Here is a 16,045-nt window from a genome sequence, read left to right as displayed (position 1 = left end):
GAGTCGGTGACTATCAAGGATTAAATCCTCTCCACAGGGATCCGGCCTTGCCGGTAATGCACGGGAAAAGACGAGGCGGGCTGGAAGAATTTTTGAGGAAATTGCGGAAAACCGGATTCGTCTTTTTGAATCAAGATGATTCCCGGCACCCTATAACGACCTGTCCTGTGGATGAGCTGTGGAGCAGCGCGACACTTTGCCGTGTCATGAGTCTTATCCACATGGGCGCTGAATCCCTTTCCCGCCGCCCGCCGATTGTGGATAAAAGAGCAGTTATCCTCTTGCCTCCGAACCCCTGCCGTTCTTAGCTCGGTGCTGTCCCGGTTCATCAACAGGGGGCGGAGGATATTGTGGAAAGCACCAAAAACTACTTCCATCTGCACCTGATATCGGACTCGACGGGCGAGACGCTGATTGCCGCGGGGCGTGCGGCGGCCGCGCAATTCCAGTCGTCCCAGGCGCTCGAACACGTCTATCCGCTGATCCGCAACCGCAAGCAGCTCATGCCCGTGCTTGATGCCATCGACGGTGCCCCGGGCATCGTGCTCTATACGATCGTCGACCGGGAGCTTTCCGAGATCATCGATCAGCGTTGCCGGGAGATGGGTGTTCCCTGCGTCTCCGTGCTCGAACCGGTCATCGACCTTTTCCAGTCCTATCTCGGCGCGCCGTCGCGGCGGCGGGTGGGGGCGCAGCATGTGATGAACGCGGATTATTTCGCGCGCATCGACGCGCTCAACTTCACGATGGATCATGACGACGGGCAGCTGCCGGCCGATCTCGACGAGGCGGATGTCATCCTTGTCGGCATCAGCCGGACCTCGAAGACGCCGACGAGCATCTATCTCGCCAATCGCGGTATCAAGACCGCCAATGTGCCGATCGTGCTCGGCGTGCCCCTGCCGGAACGGCTGGCGACGGCGATGAAACCGCTGATCGTCGGGCTGATCGCCACGACGGATCGCATTGCCCAGGTGCGGCAGAACCGGGTGCTCGGCCAGACGCAGGATTTTCGCGGCGACGACTATATAGACCGGGCACAGATTTCCGAGGAGCTGAAATATGCCCGCGCCATCTGCGCGCGCAACAACTGGCCGATCATCGACGTCACCCGGCGCTCGATTGAGGAAACGGCCGCCGCCATCGTTGCTCTTCGCCCGAAGCTTCGCTAACCCGGAGCGGCAAACGGAGATTTCCATGACACCGCTGATCCTCGCCTCGCAAAGTCCCTTTCGCCGCATGCTGATGGAAAATGCGGGCCTTGCCTTTGAAACCGAGGCGGCGGCCATCGACGAGCGTGCGGTCGAGACGGCGCTTGCCGCGCGCAATCCCACGCCGCAGGAGGTCGCCGAGGCATTGGCGATCGAAAAGGCACTGGATGTCGCGCGCCGTCGTCCCGGCACCCTTGTCATCGGCTCCGACCAGACGCTGTCTCTGGAGGGGCGGGTATTTCACAAGCCGGCCGATATGGCGGAAGCAAGGGCCCACCTCCTGGCCATGTCCGGCCGCACCCATTCCCTGAACTGCGGCATTGCCCTGGTGCGGGATGGCGAGACGCTGTGGAGCCACGTTTCCATCGCGCATCTGACGATGCGGCCGCTGTCGGATGCCTTCATCGACCGTCACCTGGCGCGGGTTGGCACGCGGGTGCTGGCGAGCGTCGGCGCCTATCAGCTCGAAGGGGAAGGGGTGCAGCTCTTCGAGCGGATCGACGGCGACTATTTCACCATACTCGGGCTTCCCTTGCTTCCCTTGCTGGCTAAACTTCGCGATCTTGGTGCCATCGATGCATGATTCACGTGAAACATTCGTTCGCCATGCCTTTGTCACGGGCTATCCGGTCAAACATTCACGCTCGCCGTTGATCCATGGCTACTGGCTGAAATCGCTGGGACTGCAGGGGTCCTATACGCGGCAGGAGGTTTCGCCCGAAGATTTCGCCGGCTTCATTTCCCGGTTGAAAAGCGGCGAATCCGGCTTCGTTGGCGGCAATGTCACTATTCCGCACAAGGAAACGGCCTTCAGCCTTGCAGACCGGCCGGATGCGCTCAGCGAAGAGCTCGGGGCGTCGAACACGCTCTGGCTGGAGGACGGCCGCCTCCATGCGACCAACACGGACGGTCTTGGCTTCCTCGCCAATCTCGATGCCGCCGCGCCGGGCTGGGACAATACGGCTCGCGCCGTCATCCTCGGTGCGGGCGGGGCAAGCCGTGCGATCATTCAGGCGGTGCGCGATCGCGGTATCGGGGAGATCCATGTCGTCAACCGCACCGTCGGGCGGGCGCAGGAGCTCGCCGATCGTTTCGGGCAGAAGGTGCATGCCCATGCCATGGGCGCCTTGCGGGAGGTGTCGGCAGGCGCGGGGCTTTTCGTCAACACGACCTCGCTCGGCATGGACGGAGAGGCGGTACCGGACTTCGACTTCTCCCCGATGGCGGAGGGTGCCGTCGTGACCGACATTGTCTATGTGCCGCTGGTCACGCCGATCCTGCGCCAGGCGGCGGAGCAGGGGTTCGCCACGGTGGACGGTCTCGGCATGCTGCTCCATCAGGCAGTGCCCGGTTTTGAGAAATGGTTCGGTATCCGTCCGACCGTCGATGCGGAGCTGCGCCAATTGATCCTCGCCGACATGGAGGCGCATTGATGATCGTGCTCGGCCTTACCGGATCGATCGGTACGGGCAAGTCGACGACCGCGGCGATGTTCCGCGATCTCGGCGTGCCGGTGCATGATGCCGATGCGACGGTGCATGATCTCTATCGCACGGACGCCGTCACGCCGGTCGCCGAGCAATTTCCCGAAGCGCTCAGGGACGGGGTCATCGACCGCAAGGCGCTGTCGGCGGTGCTTGCGCGGTTCCCCGACCGCTTCGCCGCGCTGGAGGCGATCATCCACCCGCTCGTACGGGCACGCGAAAAAGCCTTTCTCGATGCGGAGCGGGGTCGCGGTTCCCCGCTCGTCCTGCTCGATATCCCCCTGCTCTACGAGACCGGGGGCGAGGCGCGGGTGGACAAGGTGGTGGTCGTCACCTGCGATCCGGACATACAAAGACAGCGCGTGCTCGCCCGCCCGGGCATGACGGAGGAGAAATTCCAGCTCATCCTGTCGCGCCAGACGCCGGACGCGGAAAAGCGCAAGCGCGCCGATTTCCTCATCGATACCGGCAAGGGGCTTGAAGCGGCGCGCAAAGCGGTGGAAGAGATTGTCGGAAGTTTGAAGGGAAAAGAGGACTGATGCGCGAGATCATCTTCGATACGGAAACGACCGGCCTCGACAGCAAGCTCGACCGCGTCATCGAAATCGGCGGCGTGGAGCTGGAGAATCATTTCCCGACCGGCCGCACGCTGCACCTCTTCATCAGCCCGGGCGAGCGCAAGGTGCACCCGGATGCGCTTGCCGTGCACGGCATCACGGATGAGTTCCTGAAGGACAAGCCGTCCTTCGCCGATCTGGCGCAGCAGATCCTCGATTTCTTCGGCGATGCCCGCTGGGTGGCACACAATGCCAACTTCGACATGGGCTTCATCAATGCCGAGTTCGAGCGCATCGGCCTGCCGCCGATCCTGCAGGAAAAGGTGACGGACACGCTGGCGCTGGCGCGCCGCAAGCATCCGATGGGGCCGAACTCGCTCGATGCGCTCTGCCGGCGCTACGGCATCGACAATTCGCACCGCACGAAACACGGCGCCCTGCTCGACTCCGAACTGCTCGCGGAAGTCTATATCGAGATGATCGGCGGCCGGCAGGCGGCGCTCGGGCTCGGCATGGCCGAGAGCGGCCGGCGGACGCTGGTCGAGGCGGAGGACGACGTCGTCCTGCCGCTCGGCGTCAGGCCGAAGCCGCTTGCGCCCCGTCTCTCCGAGGAGGAGCGCGCCGCCCATGCCGCCATGGTGCAGAAGATGGGCGACAAGGCGATCTGGACAAAATACGGCGATTGAAACCGGCCAGCTTTCCGGAAGGCAAAAGAAAACGCCCGGTCACCAGGTGGCCGGGCGTTTTCGTTGAATACCGGTGCTCGCCTCAGTTGGCGTTGACCTTGGCCTTGACCTGTTCCTCGGCCATGCGCTGGGTGAACATCTGCGCAAAGTCGATCGGATCGATCATCAGCGGCGGGAAGCCGCCATTGCGGGTCGCGTCGGCGATGATCTGGCGGGCGAAGGGGAAGAGCAGGCGCGGGCACTCGATGAAGAGGACCGGCAGCATGTGTTCCTGCGGGAAGCCCGTGACGCGGAAGACGCCGCCATAGGCGAGCTCGGCGTTGAAGAGCATCTTGTCGCCGTCCTTGGCTTCCGCATTCAGCGAAAGGATGACGTCGAAGTCCGTTTCTGAGAGCGGGTTCGCATTGACGTTGACGCTGATGTTGATCGCCGGCGCCTTGTCACGGGCCTGGAGCGACCGCGGTGCACCCGGGTTTTCGAAGGAGAAATCCTTCACATACTGCGCCAGAATGTTGAGCGAGGGGCTCGCGGCGTTGTTCTCGGTTGCTGCGTCGGTCATGGAAATATCCTCGGGGACTCTGGAAAGTCAGGCCATCTAGCATTTCAGCCCCGGGCTTACAACCCGCCGTCAGGGCCGGCCATCGCGATGAAAGTCGCTTTCGTCGAGATCGATCGTGCGCTGGGGATCTGTCTGCGGCCGGTTGCCGGGACGTGTGCCGCCGATGTCGACGACCACGATGTTGCGCATCAGCCGGTTCCAGAGGAACGCGCGGACCGGCGGCAGAAACAGGGCAAGTCCTACGAAATCGGTGAGGAAGCCGGGGATCAGCAGCAGGATGCCGGCGATCATGATCATCGCCGCATCGAGTATTTCCTTGCCCGGCGCGTGGCCCTGCTGGCCGGACTGGCGCAGCCGCGCAAGCACGCCGAACCCCTGAATGCGCATCAGCACGACGCCGGCGACGGCCGAGAGCACGACCAGCGACAGGGTGGCAAAAAGGCCGATGCGCCGTCCGACAAGAATGAAGCAGGCGATCTCCGCCAGCGGCAGCAGGAGAATGAAGAGGGGAATGAGACGTCGCAGCATGGCCTTCACTGTCGCACAGATTCGCGCGGGCCGATACTGCCGGCGCCAATTGCGCGCGCCTTGGTCGCATTCACGTCATCGCCATTTGAATGATCGGGTTTTGCGGACTATATGGGAAAGGAACAAGAAAAACGAAAACGGCTGCGGATCGATAATGGGCTCATTCGACTTTGTGACGATTTTTTTCCTGGTGGCTGCGGTGGTCATCTTCCTGCAGCTGCGCAGCGTGCTCGGCCGGCGCACCGGCAGCGAGCGCCCGCCCTTCGATCCCTATTCCAAGCGCGAGGCCGCCGGCGAGGCTGATTCGGCCGATCGCGGCAAGGTGGTCACCCTGCCGCGGCGGGATGGGACGGACGAGGAGGAAAATCCCTATGCGTCCGTCGATGGCTTTGCCGCACCGGGCACGCCGCTCAACGAGCAGCTCCGCCAGCTCGTCAAGGTCGACCCGTCCTTCAACCCGAAGGAATTCGTCAACGGCGCGCGCATGGCCTATGAAATGATCGTCGTCGCCTTTGCCGACGGCGACCGCAAGGCGCTGAAGAACCTCCTGTCGCGCGAGGTCTATGAAGGCTTCGACGCGGCCATCTCGGAACGCGAGAGAAACGGGGAGGTCGTCCGCTCCAGCTTCGTCGGCATCGAGAAGGCCGATATCGTCAGCGCCGAGGTCAAGGACAGCGAGGCGAATGTGACGCTGCGCATCGTCAGCCAGCTGATCTCGGCCACCTATGACAAGGCCGGCACGCTGATCGAGGGCGATGCGGAAACGGTGGCCGAGGTCAACGATCTCTGGACCTTCGCCCGCGACACCCGCTCGCGCGACCCGAACTGGAAGCTGATCGCCACCGAATCGGAAGGCTGAGCGAGGCAGGCCAATGGACTATCGCCTGGTTCCGGCCCGGTTTTCGGCGCTCCCCGGCTGGAACGAGGATGATCCGACAGCGCTTCTATCGGCAATGGCCCGCTGCCGCGATCACATCCGCACCGTAAAACCCTACAGGACAGGCTCGCTCGGCATCACTGCCGGCGAGCTTCTGGCTCTGCTCGACGCGGCGGCGGACGAGAAGCCGGAAGGGCCTGCCGCCGTGCGCGCCTTCTTCGAGGCGCATTGCGTGCCGTTCCTCATCGAGAAGGCGGATGGTTCGCCCGGTTTCGTCACGGCCTTCTATGAGCCGGAGGTCGCCGTGCGGGCGGAGCCGGACGCGGAGTTCCGCCATCCCTTCTACGCCCGGCCGGAGGATCTGGTCGATATCGCCGACAACAATCGCCCGGCCGGTTTCCCGCCGGGCTTTGCATTCGGGCTCCAGACCGCCGGCGGCATCGTCGAACATCCCGACCGCGGCGAGATCGAGCGCGGCTATCTGTCGGGCCGCGGGCTGGAAATCGCCTATGCCCGCTCGAAGGTGGACGTCTTCTTCGCCCATGTGCAGGGCGCCGCGCGGCTCGTCTATGCGGACGGGTCGGTCAGGCGAATCACCTACGCCGCCAAGAGCGGCCATCCCTTTTCCGCGATCGGCAAGCTGCTGATCGACCGCGGCGAGATCGATGCGGCAACCGTCTCCATGGCTTCGATCCGTGACTGGCTGGCCCGCAACGAGGACCAGGTCGATGCCGTGCTCCGGCACAACCGCTCCTTCATCTTCTTCAAGGAAGCCGCGGTCGAAGATCTGTCGCTCGGCCCGATCGCCGCGGCGAAAGTGCCGCTCGTCGCCGGCCGTTCGCTTGCAGTCGACCGGATGATCCACACCTTCGGCCTGCCCTTCTTCATTTCGAGTGACAGCCTCACCCATATGGACGGCGGCAAGCCCTTCCGCCGCCTGATGCTGGCGCTCGACACCGGAACGGCGATCGTCGGCCCGGCGCGCGGCGATATCTTCACCGGTTCGGGCGATGCGGCGGGCGCGCTGGCCGGCCATGTGCGCAATGCGGCGACCTTCCATATCCTCGTGCCGAAGGCAGCGGCGGAGCGATACCTCCATGCCGAAGGATAAGACGCTTTCGAGCGAGGACCGCATCCTCTGGGGCAAGGTGGCGCGCAGCACGCGCGCGATGCCGGGCAAGCTCGACGCGCTGACGGAGTTCGAGGCGGCCTTCGCGGAAAAGCCGGCGGCCGAGAAGAAGCCCGAGCCGGAACCGAAGAAGACGAAATCCGCCCCGCCCGCCGAGGGTATCGCGCTCACCATCGGCCGCGACAAGGAGACCCGGCACCACCCGCTGGAGCGCCCGGTCAAGCGCAAGATCGCCAAGGGCCGCCTGGCGCTGGAAGCGCGCATCGACCTGCACGGCATGATCCAGAGCGAGGCGCATGGCTTCCTGCTCGGCTTTCTCATCCGGGCGCACGAACGGGGCCTGCGTCATGTGCTCGTGATCACCGGCAAGGGCACCTCGCTCGGCAGCGACGGCGCCTTGAAACGGGCGGTGCCGCTTTGGTTCTCCCTGCCGGAGTTCCGGCCGCTGATTTCCTCCTACGAGCCGGCGGCGCGCAACCACGGCGGCGACGGGGCGCTCTATGTCCGGCTTGCCCGGCATCCGGGAGAAAGATGATGACGACACCCTTCGGCAAGGCCGTGCGGCACCTGCGCGATCGCAAGGGCGTTTCGCAGAAGGACATGGCCAAGGCGCTCGGCGTCAGTCCGGCCTATCTTTCGGCGCTGGAGAACGGCAAGCGCGGCACGCCGAGCTTCGATTTCCTCCAGCGTGTGGCGGGATACTTCAACGTCATCTGGGACGAGGCCGAGGACCTGTTCCGTATCGCCCGGATTTCCGATCCGCGCGTCGTGGTCGATACGTCGGGCCTGCCACCGGAATATACGGCCTTTGCCAACCGGCTTTCGGCGGAAATCCGCGACCTGCCGCCCGAGACGGTGCGCCGTCTTGCCGGTATTCTGGAAAAAGCATGCAATAACCGGGTAAAACCCGGCTGATCCCCTGAATTCTGCCGTGTTTGACCGCTCTCAGATTTGGAACTTCAGGGCAAAATCCCTATATTCAAGGACTTGGAAAGCGGTGATTCGCCGCGCTTCCCGCCTTCCGCGAACACTCTGGAAAGACGTTTGAATGACTGACACACCCGAGACCGAAAACGGCCCGGCCGAATATGGCGCAGACTCGATCAAGGTCCTCAAGGGGCTTGATGCTGTGCGCAAGCGCCCCGGCATGTATATCGGCGATACCGATGACGGCTCGGGCCTGCACCATATGGTCTACGAGGTCGTCGACAACGCGATCGACGAGGCGCTTGCCGGCCATGCGGATATCGTGACGGTCACGCTCAATCCGGACGGGTCCGTGACGGTGACCGACAACGGCCGCGGCATCCCGACCGACATCCACAAGGAAGAGGGCGTCTCCGCCGCCGAGGTCATCATGACCCAGCTCCATGCCGGCGGCAAATTCGACCAGAATTCCTACAAGGTTTCCGGCGGCCTGCACGGCGTCGGCGTCTCGGTGGTGAATGCGCTTTCGGTCAAGCTGAAGCTGAAGATCCGCCGCGGCGGCAAGATCCACGAGATGAGCTTCACCCATGGCGTGGCCGACGGCCCGCTGGCGGTGACGGGCGAGTGCGGCAGCGAGACGGGCACGGAAGTGACCTTCCTGCCCTCGACCGAGACCTTCTCGAACATCGATTTCAACTATGCGACGCTGGAACACCGCTTGCGCGAGCTCGCCTTCCTGAATTCCGGCGTGCGCATCCTGCTCACCGATCGCCGCCATTCGGATATCAAGCAGGACGAATTGATGTACGAGGGGGGCCTCGAAGCCTTCGTGACCTATCTCGACCGGGCGAAGAAGCCGCTGGTCTCCAAGCCCATCGCCATCCGGGGTGAGAAGGACGGCATCACCGTCGAAGTCGCGATGTGGTGGAACGACAGCTACCACGAGAACGTGCTCTGCTTCACCAACAACATTCCCCAGCGCGACGGCGGCACGCATATGGCGGGCTTCCGCGGTGCGCTGACCCGCCAGGTCGTCTCCTATGCCGATACATCCGGCATCACCAAGAAGGAGAAGGTGACGCTGCAGGGCGAGGATTGCCGCGAAGGCCTGACGGCGGTTCTGTCGGTCAAGGTTCCCGATCCGAAATTCTCCTCGCAGACCAAGGACAAGCTGGTCTCCTCCGAAGTCCGCCCGGCCGTGGAGAACCTCGTCAACGAGGCGCTCTCCACCTGGTTCGAGGAACATCCCGCCGATGCCAGGACGCTTGTCGGCAAGGTGGTCGAGGCCGCCGCCGCCCGCGAGGCCGCGCGCAAGGCGCGTGAGCTGACGCGGCGCAAGGGCGCGCTCGACATTTCCTCACTGCCCGGCAAGCTCGCCGACTGCTCCGAGCGCGATCCCGCGAAATCCGAACTCTTCCTCGTCGAGGGTGATTCGGCCGGCGGCTCGGCCAAGCAGGGCCGCTCGCGCGAGAACCAGGCGATCCTGCCGCTGCGCGGAAAGATCCTCAATGTCGAGCGCGCGCGTTTCGACAAGATGCTTTCCAGCCAGGAGATCGGCACGCTGATCACCGCGCTCGGCACGTCGATCGGCAAGGACGAGTTCAACGCCGACAAGCTGCGCTACCACAAGATCATCATCATGACGGACGCAGACGTCGACGGCGCGCATATCCGCACCCTGCTGCTCACCTTCTTCTTCCGGCAGATGCCGGAGCTGATCGAGCGCGGCCATCTCTACATCGCCCAGCCGCCGCTCTATAAGGTGGCGCGCGGCAAATCGAGCCAGTACCTGAAGAACGAGAAGGCGCTGGAGGATTACCTCGTCGCCGTCGGCCTCGACGATGCGGCGCTGGAGCTGAGTTCCGGTGAAGTGCGCGCCGGCCAGGATATCCTGGAGCTGATCCAGGATGCGCTGCGCCTGCGCACGCTGCTCGACGGCCTGCATTCGCGCTACAGCCGCGCCATCATCGAACAGGCGGCCATTGCCGGTGCGCTGAACCTCGAGCTCAGCCACGACCGCGAGGCCTATGCCGCCAAGGCGGAAGAGGTCGCCCGCCGGCTCGATCTCATCGCCGAGGAAACGGAGCGCGGCTGGACCGGGTCCGTCGCCCCGGATGGCGGCCTGCGCTTCGAGCGCATGGTGCGCGGCGTCAAGGAATTCGCGCATATCGACATGGCGCTGATCGGCTCGTCCGATGCCCGCCATATCGACCAGCTTTCGGCTCGCTTCCAGGAAACCTATGCCGTGCCGCCGGTGCTGCGCCGCAAGGACGGCCAGGTCGAGATCTCCGGTCCGCGCGCACTGCTCGACGCCGTTTTTGCGGCCGGCCGCAAGGGTCTATCCATGCAGCGCTACAAGGGCCTTGGCGAGATGAATGCCGAGCAGCTCTGGGAAACGACGCTCGATCCGAACGTCCGCTCGCTGCTGCAGGTGCGGGTGTCCGATGCGACGGACGCCGACGGCCTCTTCGCCCGCCTGATGGGCGACGAGGTGGAGCCGCGCCGCGACTTCATCCAGGAAAACGCCCTCAGCGTCGCCAACCTCGATATCTAAGGAAGGGAGCCGCCGAAGGGCGGCTCTCTTTTATCGAAAAGATATTGCCCCACCCTCTGTTGTCATCCTCGGGCTTGACCCGAGGATGACAACAGAGGGTGGGGCTTAGAGCAATTCCAGCAAAAGTGCGTAGCGGTTTTGCGTCTGGAATTGCGTAAAAACAAACAGATAGAGCGTTTTCGCGATTCGAAGAAAAGCGGAAATGCTCTAGGCGGCCGTGCGCCCATTGCAAGCCGTTTCAGGGCACGAAGCGGCCTTCGGAGACGAACTCTTCCACCTTCTTGCGCCCGCTCGGCACCTCGCGCTTCATCAGATCCTCCGGCAGCGTCTCCTTCGGGGCGATCTTGCCGATCGCAAGCGCCGCCTCCACGCGGAAACCGTCGGGAATGCCGAGGACCTCTCTCGCCTTCTCCCGGTCGATGCCGCCCATGCCATGGGCATGATAGCCGGCGCGCGTCGCTTCGAGGGCGAGATGCGCCCAGGCGGCGCCCGTGTCGAAGGCGTGGGTATAGGCCGGGCGCATCTCGCCGGCGGCGTTCGCCCGGTGGGTCTGCGAGATGATCACGGCGAGCACGGCGGCCTTGTCCGCCCAGCGGCGGTTGCCCTCGTCCAGCGTGTTGTAGATCCGCTCGAAGGCCTCGGTGCCGCGATGGCCGTAGACGAAGCGCCAGGGCTGGCCGTTGGCGGCCGACGGCGCCCAGCGCGCCGCCTCGAACAGTGAAAGCAGCGTCTCATGCGGCATCGCCTCGCCGGTGAAGGCGCGGGGCGACCAGCGGTCGAGGTAGATGGGGTCGATGGCGTGGTCCGCGGTGCGGCCGGTCGGATGGGTCATTGCAAGCCTCGAATGTCAGTTTGGCCGGCCGACCTTAGACCCGGCGGCGCGTCGCGCGAAGCGGTAAAATCGCGTTCCTGTCGCATTGTCGAACCGGTGGGGGAGGCAATATAACCCTTCCGACATGTGAGAAACGGCATCGCGAAATGGGAGATATCCGATGAGCCTCAAAGACCCGAGCCTGCTGCGCCAGGCAGCCCTCGTTGGCACCCGCTGGATCGAGGCGGATGACAGCGGCATCGCCGTGAAGAACCCCGCGACGGGCGAACTGGTCGGCTACGTTCCCAAGCTCGGCGCGAAGGAGACGAAAGAGGCGATCGACGCCGCGGCGACCGCACAGAAGGGCTGGGCCGCCCGCACCGCCAAGGAGCGTTCGGCCGTGCTCAGAAAATGGTTCGAGCTGATGGTCGAGAACAAGGACGATCTCGGCCGCATCCTGACGATGGAGCAGGGCAAGCCGCTGGCCGAGGCCACCGGCGAAATCGTCTATGGCGCAAGCTTCGTCGAATGGTTCGCCGAAGAAGCCCGCCGTCTCTACGGCGACATCGTGCCCGGCCACCAGAAGGACAAGCGCATCCTCGTGATGAAGCAGCCGATCGGCGTCGTCGCGGCCATCACGCCCTGGAACTTCCCGAACGCCATGATCACCCGCAAGGCCGGCCCGGCCTTCGCCGCCGGTTGCGCCATGGTACTGAAGCCCGCCTCGCAGACGCCCTTCTCGGCCATCGCCATCGCCATCCTCGCCGAGCGCGCCGGCCTTCCTTCCGGCCTCTTCTCGGTCATCACGGGCTCTGCCCGCGAGATCGGCGCGGAGCTCACGGCCAACCCGACCGTGCGCAAGCTCACCTTCACCGGTTCGACGGAAATCGGCGCCGAGCTCTACAAGCAGTGCGCCCCGACCATCAAGAAGCTCGGCCTGGAACTTGGCGGCAACGCCCCTTTCATCGTCTTCGACGACGCAGACCTCGATGCGGCCGTCGAGGGCGCGCTGATCGCAAAATTCCGCAACAACGGCCAGACCTGCGTCTGCGCCAACCGTATCTATGTGCAGGATGCCGTCTATGACGCCTTTTCCGAAAAGCTCGCCGCGGCCGTCGGCAAGCTGAAGACCGGCAACGGCTTCGATGACGGCGTCGTGCTTGGCCCGCTGATCGACCAGGCGGCGCTCGAAAAGGTCGAGGAGCACGTTTCCGACGCGGTGAAGAAGGGCGGCCGCGTGGTGCAGGGCGGCAAGCGCCATGCGCTCGGCGGCACCTTCTACGAGGCGACCGTCATTGCCGACGTGACGCCCGATATGGCCGTCGCCCGCGAAGAGACCTTCGGCCCCGTCGCGCCACTCTTCCGCTTTACGGACGAGGACGACGTCATCGCCCAGGCGAACGACACGGAATTCGGCCTTGCCTCCTATTTCTACGCCAAGGACCTGTCGCGGGTCTTCCGCGTCGCCGAGGCACTGGAATACGGCATGGTCGGCGTCAACACCGGTCTGATCTCGACGGCGGAAGCCCCGTTCGGCGGCGTCAAGCTCTCCGGCCTCGGCCGCGAGGGCTCGAAATACGGCATCGAGGAGTTCACCGAGATCAAATATGTCTGCCTCGGCGGCATCGCCTGAGATCAGATGACAGGAAAGACCCGGCCGGCATCGTCCGGCCGGTTTTGTTTTGAGAGGGAAAATCGTGGCAGCACCGAAAAACACCTTCAAGGCCGCGCTTCGCGAAGGCCGGTTCCAGCTCGGCCTGTGGGCGGCGCTCGGCAGCGCCTATGCGGCGGAAATCCTGTCCGGCAGCGGTTATGACTGGCTGCTGATCGACGGCGAGCACGGGCCGAACGACATGCCGCTGATCAGCGCGCAGATCGGGGCGCTGCATCGCTCGCCGACCCATGCCATGGTCCGCCCGCCGATGGGCGAGGCCTGGATCCTGAAGCAGCTGCTCGACCAGGGCGCGCAGACCTTCCTCATCCCGATGGTCGAATCGGCGAAGGAGGCCGAGGCGCTGGTGCGCGCCGTGCGCTATCCGCCGCACGGCATCCGCGGTGTCGGCGCCGGCCTCGGCCGCGCGAGCGACTTCAACCGCACGCCGGATTACCTGACGACCGCCAATGACGAGATCTGCCTCATCGTGCAGGTCGAAAGCCGGGCCGGCCTTGCGGCGATCGACGAGATCGCGGCGGTGGAGGGTGTCGACGGCATCTTCATCGGCCCGTCGGATCTTGCCGCCGACATGGGGCTGCTCGGCAATCCCGGCGCGCCGGAGGTGCTTGCGGCGATTACCCATATCTTCGCGCGCACGAAGGCCCATGGCAAGGCGCGCGGCATCATGACCGTGTCGCTGCCGCAGGCCGCGGTCTACCGCGATCTCGGCGCGGATTTCATGGCGATCGGCACCGACGTCAATTGCCTGGTATCGGCCGCCGAGGCCCTGCGCCGCAGCTTCCTCGGCGAAGAGGGGAGCGAAAAGCGCGGCGGCGGTTACTGACCGCTCCCGCACGTCCATCCGACGTGAAGGCCTCTCGGATGGACGTGCGGTAAAAACAATAGCCTATAGCCGTTTCGGCGTGCCGGACTGCGCCGGAAGCGCTCCGGGGAGGGCCGTCCTCGTCAGTTGATCGATTGCAGGAGCGTTTCGCGCGCGGATTTCAGGTGCTGCCGGCAGGCCAGCTCGATCTCGATCGGATCGCGCGAGCGCAATGCCGCGATATAGGCAAGGTGCTCTTCCAGCGCCCGGGCATTGCGCTCGCGGGCATTCGTCTTGTTCCACTGGTAGTGGTAGTGGAAGACGATGGCGATGACGTCGTAGAAATCGACGATGAAGCGGTTCTTCGAGGCCCGGTGCACGAGGAGGTGGAAGCGCTCGTCCAGCTCGGAGAAATCCCGGTAGCGGTTCTCGATGTCGGCGAGGATCGCGTGGTGTACCGCCTCGATCGCGTCGAGTTCCTGCCAGGCGGGATGATCCTCCGGCAGGCGGGCGAAGGCGGTGGCCGAGCGCAGCTCGAACATCTCGCGCACTTCCGTCAGCTCCAGCGCGAAGTCCCGGGTAAAGCCCTTCAGCACCCAATGGCTGTTCGGCCGTTTCTCGATGAGGCCGAAGCGGCTGAAGCGGATGAGGAATTCGCGCACGCTCGTCGTGCCGATGCCGATCTCGCGGGCGAGTTCCAGTTCGTTGATCTGCATGCCCGGCTCGGCGCCGCCGGCGAGAATCCGGCGCATGAAGCTGCGTTCGATGATCTCGGAGAGCGAATCCGTTTCTTCGGTCGGAAAATAATCGGCGGCGACCGGCTTGCGCAGCACGATCTTGCGCCGCTTCTCCCAAGTGAGAAGGCCGACCTCCTCCAGCCGGGTAAGGATCGCGCGGACGGTCGTGCGGCTGATGCCGAGCGTGGCGCCGAGTTCCGGCTCCGAAGGCAGGTTCGCGGTCTGCTCCAGCAGTTTCAGGCAGCGATTGAAGGCGTCCTTGAAGACGGTGTTCTGTTTGGCCATGGGTGCCGCCGGTTTTCTGGTCTGTTGCGTCCCTTACGGGCTGACCGGGCGAAAGGCCAGACGCGGGTCGCTTGAAGCGCCGGCGCCGTCATCTCCCCGTTTCCTCCTTCCCGCATATTACCCATTGACGATAATCTGTCTATTGTCGATAAAAGACAAACGACGGCGGGAGGACGCCGGCGGGGAGGCTCAATGAAGACGCGGACCATCGGCAGGACGGCTCTTGCTGTGACCGAATTCAGTTTCGGCACCGCGGCGCTGGGCGGTCTTTACCGGGCCTGCCCCCGCGATGCGGCGATGGCGACGCTTCAGGTCGCCTGGGACGAGGGCCTTCGCTATTTCGATACCGCGCCCTGGTACGGTTTCGGCCTTGCGGAGCGCCGCATCGGCGATTTCCTGCGCGACAAGCCGAAGGGCAGCTGGGTGCTGTCCAGCAAGGTCGGCCGCATCATGGTGCCGGTCGCGGACGACAAGGTGCCGAGCTACGGCTATGTCGAACCGCTGCCCTTCGACGTGCGCTACGACTACAGCTATGACGGCATCATGCGCTCCGTCGAGCTCAGCCATGCCCGCCTCGGGCTGAACCGCATCGATATTCTCTATGTGCACGATATCGGCGTCTACACGCATGGAGCCGAGCGCAACGCCTTCCATCTGCGCCAACTGCTGGAGTCCGGCCTCAAGGCGCTGGAGGAACTGAAGGCGTCGGACGTCATCAAGGCCTACGGGCTCGGCGTCAACGAGGTGCCGGTCTGCCTCGATGTGCTCGGGAACGCCGATCTCGACTGCATCCTGCTCGCCGGCCGCTACACGCTGCTCGACCGCTCGGCTGTCGCGGAGCTACTGCCGCTGTGCGGGAAGAAGGGCACGTCCCTGGTGGTCGGCGGCGTCTTCAATTCCGGCATCCTGGCGACGGGGCCGGTGGAGGGCGCGCATTTCGACTACATGCCGGCAACGCCTGATGTCGCGGCCAAGGTCGGCGCGATGATGGCGATCGCGCAGCAGGGGGGTGTGCCGCTCGCCGCGCCGGCCCTCCAGTTTCCGCTCAGCCATCCGGCCGTCGCCTCGGTGCTGATCGGCACCGCGAAGCCGGAGAGCCTGCGCCGGAACATGGCATTGGCGCGCATGGACCTGCCGAAAGACATTTACCCGGCTTTCGAGCCGCATATAGTGGTCGCGCCGGACCTCGGGGAAAACGCCGTCCGGCAATGATTTCGATCTGG

General features: G+C 64.5%; 17 protein-coding genes. 13 read left to right on the top strand and 4 right to left on the bottom strand.

Annotation, left to right across the window (positions count from 1 at the left end; genetic code table 11):
* Nucleotides 1-350 precede the first annotated feature (350 nt).
* Genes EV665_RS17845 through dnaQ form a run of 5 tightly spaced genes read left to right on the top strand, consistent with a single transcriptional unit; the run spans nt 351 to nt 3,938 of the window.
* Nucleotides 351-1,172, top strand: coding sequence for a pyruvate, water dikinase regulatory protein (locus EV665_RS17845; RefSeq protein WP_064331972.1), 822 nt, complete (start codon nt 351-353; stop codon nt 1,170-1,172).
* 25 nt (nt 1,173-1,197) lie between these two features.
* Complete coding sequence (locus EV665_RS17840; RefSeq protein ID WP_133035140.1) at nt 1,198-1,794, top strand: Maf-like protein; 597 nt, start codon at nt 1,198-1,200, stop codon at nt 1,792-1,794.
* Nucleotides 1,787-2,644: a shikimate dehydrogenase gene (locus EV665_RS17835; protein WP_133035139.1), complete on the top strand. Its 858-nt coding sequence runs from the start codon at nt 1,787-1,789 to the stop codon at nt 2,642-2,644. The genes EV665_RS17840 and EV665_RS17835 overlap by 8 nt, the downstream gene beginning before the upstream one ends.
* Nucleotides 2,644-3,234, top strand: coding sequence for a dephospho-CoA kinase (gene coaE / locus EV665_RS17830; RefSeq protein ID WP_133035138.1), 591 nt, complete (start codon nt 2,644-2,646; stop codon nt 3,232-3,234). The genes EV665_RS17835 and coaE overlap by 1 nt, the downstream gene beginning before the upstream one ends.
* A complete protein-coding gene (dnaQ, locus tag EV665_RS17825; RefSeq protein WP_133035137.1) occupies nt 3,234-3,938 on the top strand; it encodes a DNA polymerase III subunit epsilon in 705 nt (234 codons plus the stop codon). Before coaE ends, dnaQ begins: the two co-directional genes overlap by 1 nt.
* A gap of 82 nt (nt 3,939-4,020) precedes the next feature.
* On the opposite strand, the gene secB is transcribed toward dnaQ, so the two are convergent.
* Both secB and EV665_RS17815 read right to left on the bottom strand, forming a co-directional pair.
* Nucleotides 4,021-4,497: a protein-export chaperone SecB gene (secB, locus tag EV665_RS17820; protein ID WP_064331977.1), complete on the bottom strand. Its 477-nt coding sequence runs from the start codon at nt 4,495-4,497 to the stop codon at nt 4,021-4,023.
* Between the two features lie 69 nt (nt 4,498-4,566).
* A complete protein-coding gene (locus tag EV665_RS17815) occupies nt 4,567-5,025 on the bottom strand; it encodes an FxsA family protein (protein WP_133035136.1) in 459 nt (152 codons plus the stop codon).
* Between the two features lie 154 nt (nt 5,026-5,179).
* Here EV665_RS17815 and EV665_RS17810 point away from each other — a divergent pair, with 154 nt between their 5' ends.
* The 5 genes from EV665_RS17810 to gyrB all read left to right on the top strand — a co-directional run bounded on the left by EV665_RS17810 (nt 5,180) and on the right by gyrB (nt 10,512).
* A complete protein-coding gene (locus EV665_RS17810; protein ID WP_133035135.1) occupies nt 5,180-5,884 on the top strand; it encodes a Tim44/TimA family putative adaptor protein in 705 nt (234 codons plus the stop codon).
* A gap of 13 nt (nt 5,885-5,897) precedes the next feature.
* Nucleotides 5,898-7,013, top strand: a complete 1,116-nt coding sequence (mltA, locus tag EV665_RS17805; RefSeq protein ID WP_133035134.1) for a murein transglycosylase A — start codon at nt 5,898-5,900, stop codon at nt 7,011-7,013.
* Nucleotides 7,000-7,566: a Smr/MutS family protein gene (locus EV665_RS17800; RefSeq protein WP_133035133.1), complete on the top strand. Its 567-nt coding sequence runs from the start codon at nt 7,000-7,002 to the stop codon at nt 7,564-7,566. Before mltA ends, EV665_RS17800 begins: the two co-directional genes overlap by 14 nt.
* Entirely contained in the window at nt 7,566-7,946 is a 381-nt protein-coding gene (locus EV665_RS17795) for a helix-turn-helix domain-containing protein (protein ID WP_064331982.1), read from the top strand. Before EV665_RS17800 ends, EV665_RS17795 begins: the two co-directional genes overlap by 1 nt.
* Nucleotides 7,947-8,079: 133 nt before the next feature.
* A complete protein-coding gene (gene gyrB / locus EV665_RS17790) occupies nt 8,080-10,512 on the top strand; it encodes a DNA topoisomerase (ATP-hydrolyzing) subunit B (RefSeq protein WP_133035132.1) in 2,433 nt (810 codons plus the stop codon).
* A 238-nt stretch (nt 10,513-10,750) separates the two neighbouring features.
* Here gyrB and EV665_RS17780 read toward each other — a convergent pair whose 3' ends face one another.
* A complete protein-coding gene (locus tag EV665_RS17780) occupies nt 10,751-11,344 on the bottom strand; it encodes a nitroreductase family protein (RefSeq protein ID WP_133035130.1) in 594 nt (197 codons plus the stop codon).
* 160 nt (nt 11,345-11,504) lie between these two features.
* Between EV665_RS17780 and gabD the strand changes: the two genes are divergently transcribed.
* Both gabD and EV665_RS17770 read left to right on the top strand, forming a co-directional pair.
* A complete protein-coding gene (gene gabD / locus EV665_RS17775) occupies nt 11,505-12,956 on the top strand; it encodes an NADP-dependent succinate-semialdehyde dehydrogenase (protein ID WP_133035129.1) in 1,452 nt (483 codons plus the stop codon).
* A gap of 64 nt (nt 12,957-13,020) precedes the next feature.
* On the top strand, nt 13,021-13,821 hold the full coding sequence (locus tag EV665_RS17770; RefSeq protein ID WP_064331986.1) for an aldolase/citrate lyase family protein: 801 nt from the start codon (nt 13,021-13,023) through the stop codon (nt 13,819-13,821).
* Nucleotides 13,822-13,943: 122 nt separating this feature from the next.
* Here the strand turns inward: EV665_RS17770 and EV665_RS17765 are convergent, their stop codons facing one another.
* A complete protein-coding gene (locus EV665_RS17765) occupies nt 13,944-14,822 on the bottom strand; it encodes a GntR family transcriptional regulator (protein ID WP_133035128.1) in 879 nt (292 codons plus the stop codon).
* A 192-nt stretch (nt 14,823-15,014) separates the two neighbouring features.
* Between EV665_RS17765 and EV665_RS17760 the strand changes: the two genes are divergently transcribed.
* Nucleotides 15,015-16,034, top strand: coding sequence for an aldo/keto reductase (locus EV665_RS17760; protein WP_133035127.1), 1,020 nt, complete (start codon nt 15,015-15,017; stop codon nt 16,032-16,034).
* Nucleotides 16,035-16,045 lie beyond the last annotated feature (11 nt).

The sequence above is a fragment of the Shinella granuli genome (assembly GCF_004341885.1).
GTDB lineage: Bacteria > Pseudomonadota > Alphaproteobacteria > Rhizobiales > Rhizobiaceae > Shinella > Shinella granuli.
Note: the sequence above shows the minus strand (reverse complement) of the source record. Positions and strands in the feature narration are given on the sequence as shown.

What these genes read in the sequence shown, in the direction of transcription:
- coaE (WP_133035138.1), top strand. Translation starts at nt 2,644, where the DNA reads ATGATCGTGCTCGGCCTTACCGGATCGATCGGTACGGGCAAGTCGACG.
- EV665_RS17840 (WP_133035140.1), top strand. Translation starts at nt 1,198, where the DNA reads ATGACACCGCTGATCCTCGCCTCGCAAAGTCCCTTTCGCCGCATGCTG.
- mltA (WP_133035134.1), top strand. Translation starts at nt 5,898, where the DNA reads ATGGACTATCGCCTGGTTCCGGCCCGGTTTTCGGCGCTCCCCGGCTGG.
- EV665_RS17795 (WP_064331982.1), top strand. Translation starts at nt 7,566, where the DNA reads ATGACGACACCCTTCGGCAAGGCCGTGCGGCACCTGCGCGATCGCAAG.
- EV665_RS17800 (WP_133035133.1), top strand. Translation starts at nt 7,000, where the DNA reads ATGCCGAAGGATAAGACGCTTTCGAGCGAGGACCGCATCCTCTGGGGC.
- dnaQ (WP_133035137.1), top strand. Translation starts at nt 3,234, where the DNA reads ATGCGCGAGATCATCTTCGATACGGAAACGACCGGCCTCGACAGCAAG.
- EV665_RS17835 (WP_133035139.1), top strand. Translation starts at nt 1,787, where the DNA reads ATGCATGATTCACGTGAAACATTCGTTCGCCATGCCTTTGTCACGGGC.
- EV665_RS17760 (WP_133035127.1), top strand. Translation starts at nt 15,015, where the DNA reads ATGAAGACGCGGACCATCGGCAGGACGGCTCTTGCTGTGACCGAATTC.
- EV665_RS17765 (WP_133035128.1), bottom strand. Translation starts at nt 14,822, where the DNA reads ATGGCCAAACAGAACACCGTCTTCAAGGACGCCTTCAATCGCTGCCTG.
- EV665_RS17815 (WP_133035136.1), bottom strand. Translation starts at nt 5,025, where the DNA reads ATGCTGCGACGTCTCATTCCCCTCTTCATTCTCCTGCTGCCGCTGGCG.
- secB (WP_064331977.1), bottom strand. Translation starts at nt 4,497, where the DNA reads ATGACCGACGCAGCAACCGAGAACAACGCCGCGAGCCCCTCGCTCAAC.
- EV665_RS17780 (WP_133035130.1), bottom strand. Translation starts at nt 11,344, where the DNA reads ATGACCCATCCGACCGGCCGCACCGCGGACCACGCCATCGACCCCATC.
- gyrB (WP_133035132.1), top strand. Translation starts at nt 8,080, where the DNA reads ATGACTGACACACCCGAGACCGAAAACGGCCCGGCCGAATATGGCGCA.
- EV665_RS17810 (WP_133035135.1), top strand. Translation starts at nt 5,180, where the DNA reads ATGGGCTCATTCGACTTTGTGACGATTTTTTTCCTGGTGGCTGCGGTG.
- gabD (WP_133035129.1), top strand. Translation starts at nt 11,505, where the DNA reads ATGAGCCTCAAAGACCCGAGCCTGCTGCGCCAGGCAGCCCTCGTTGGC.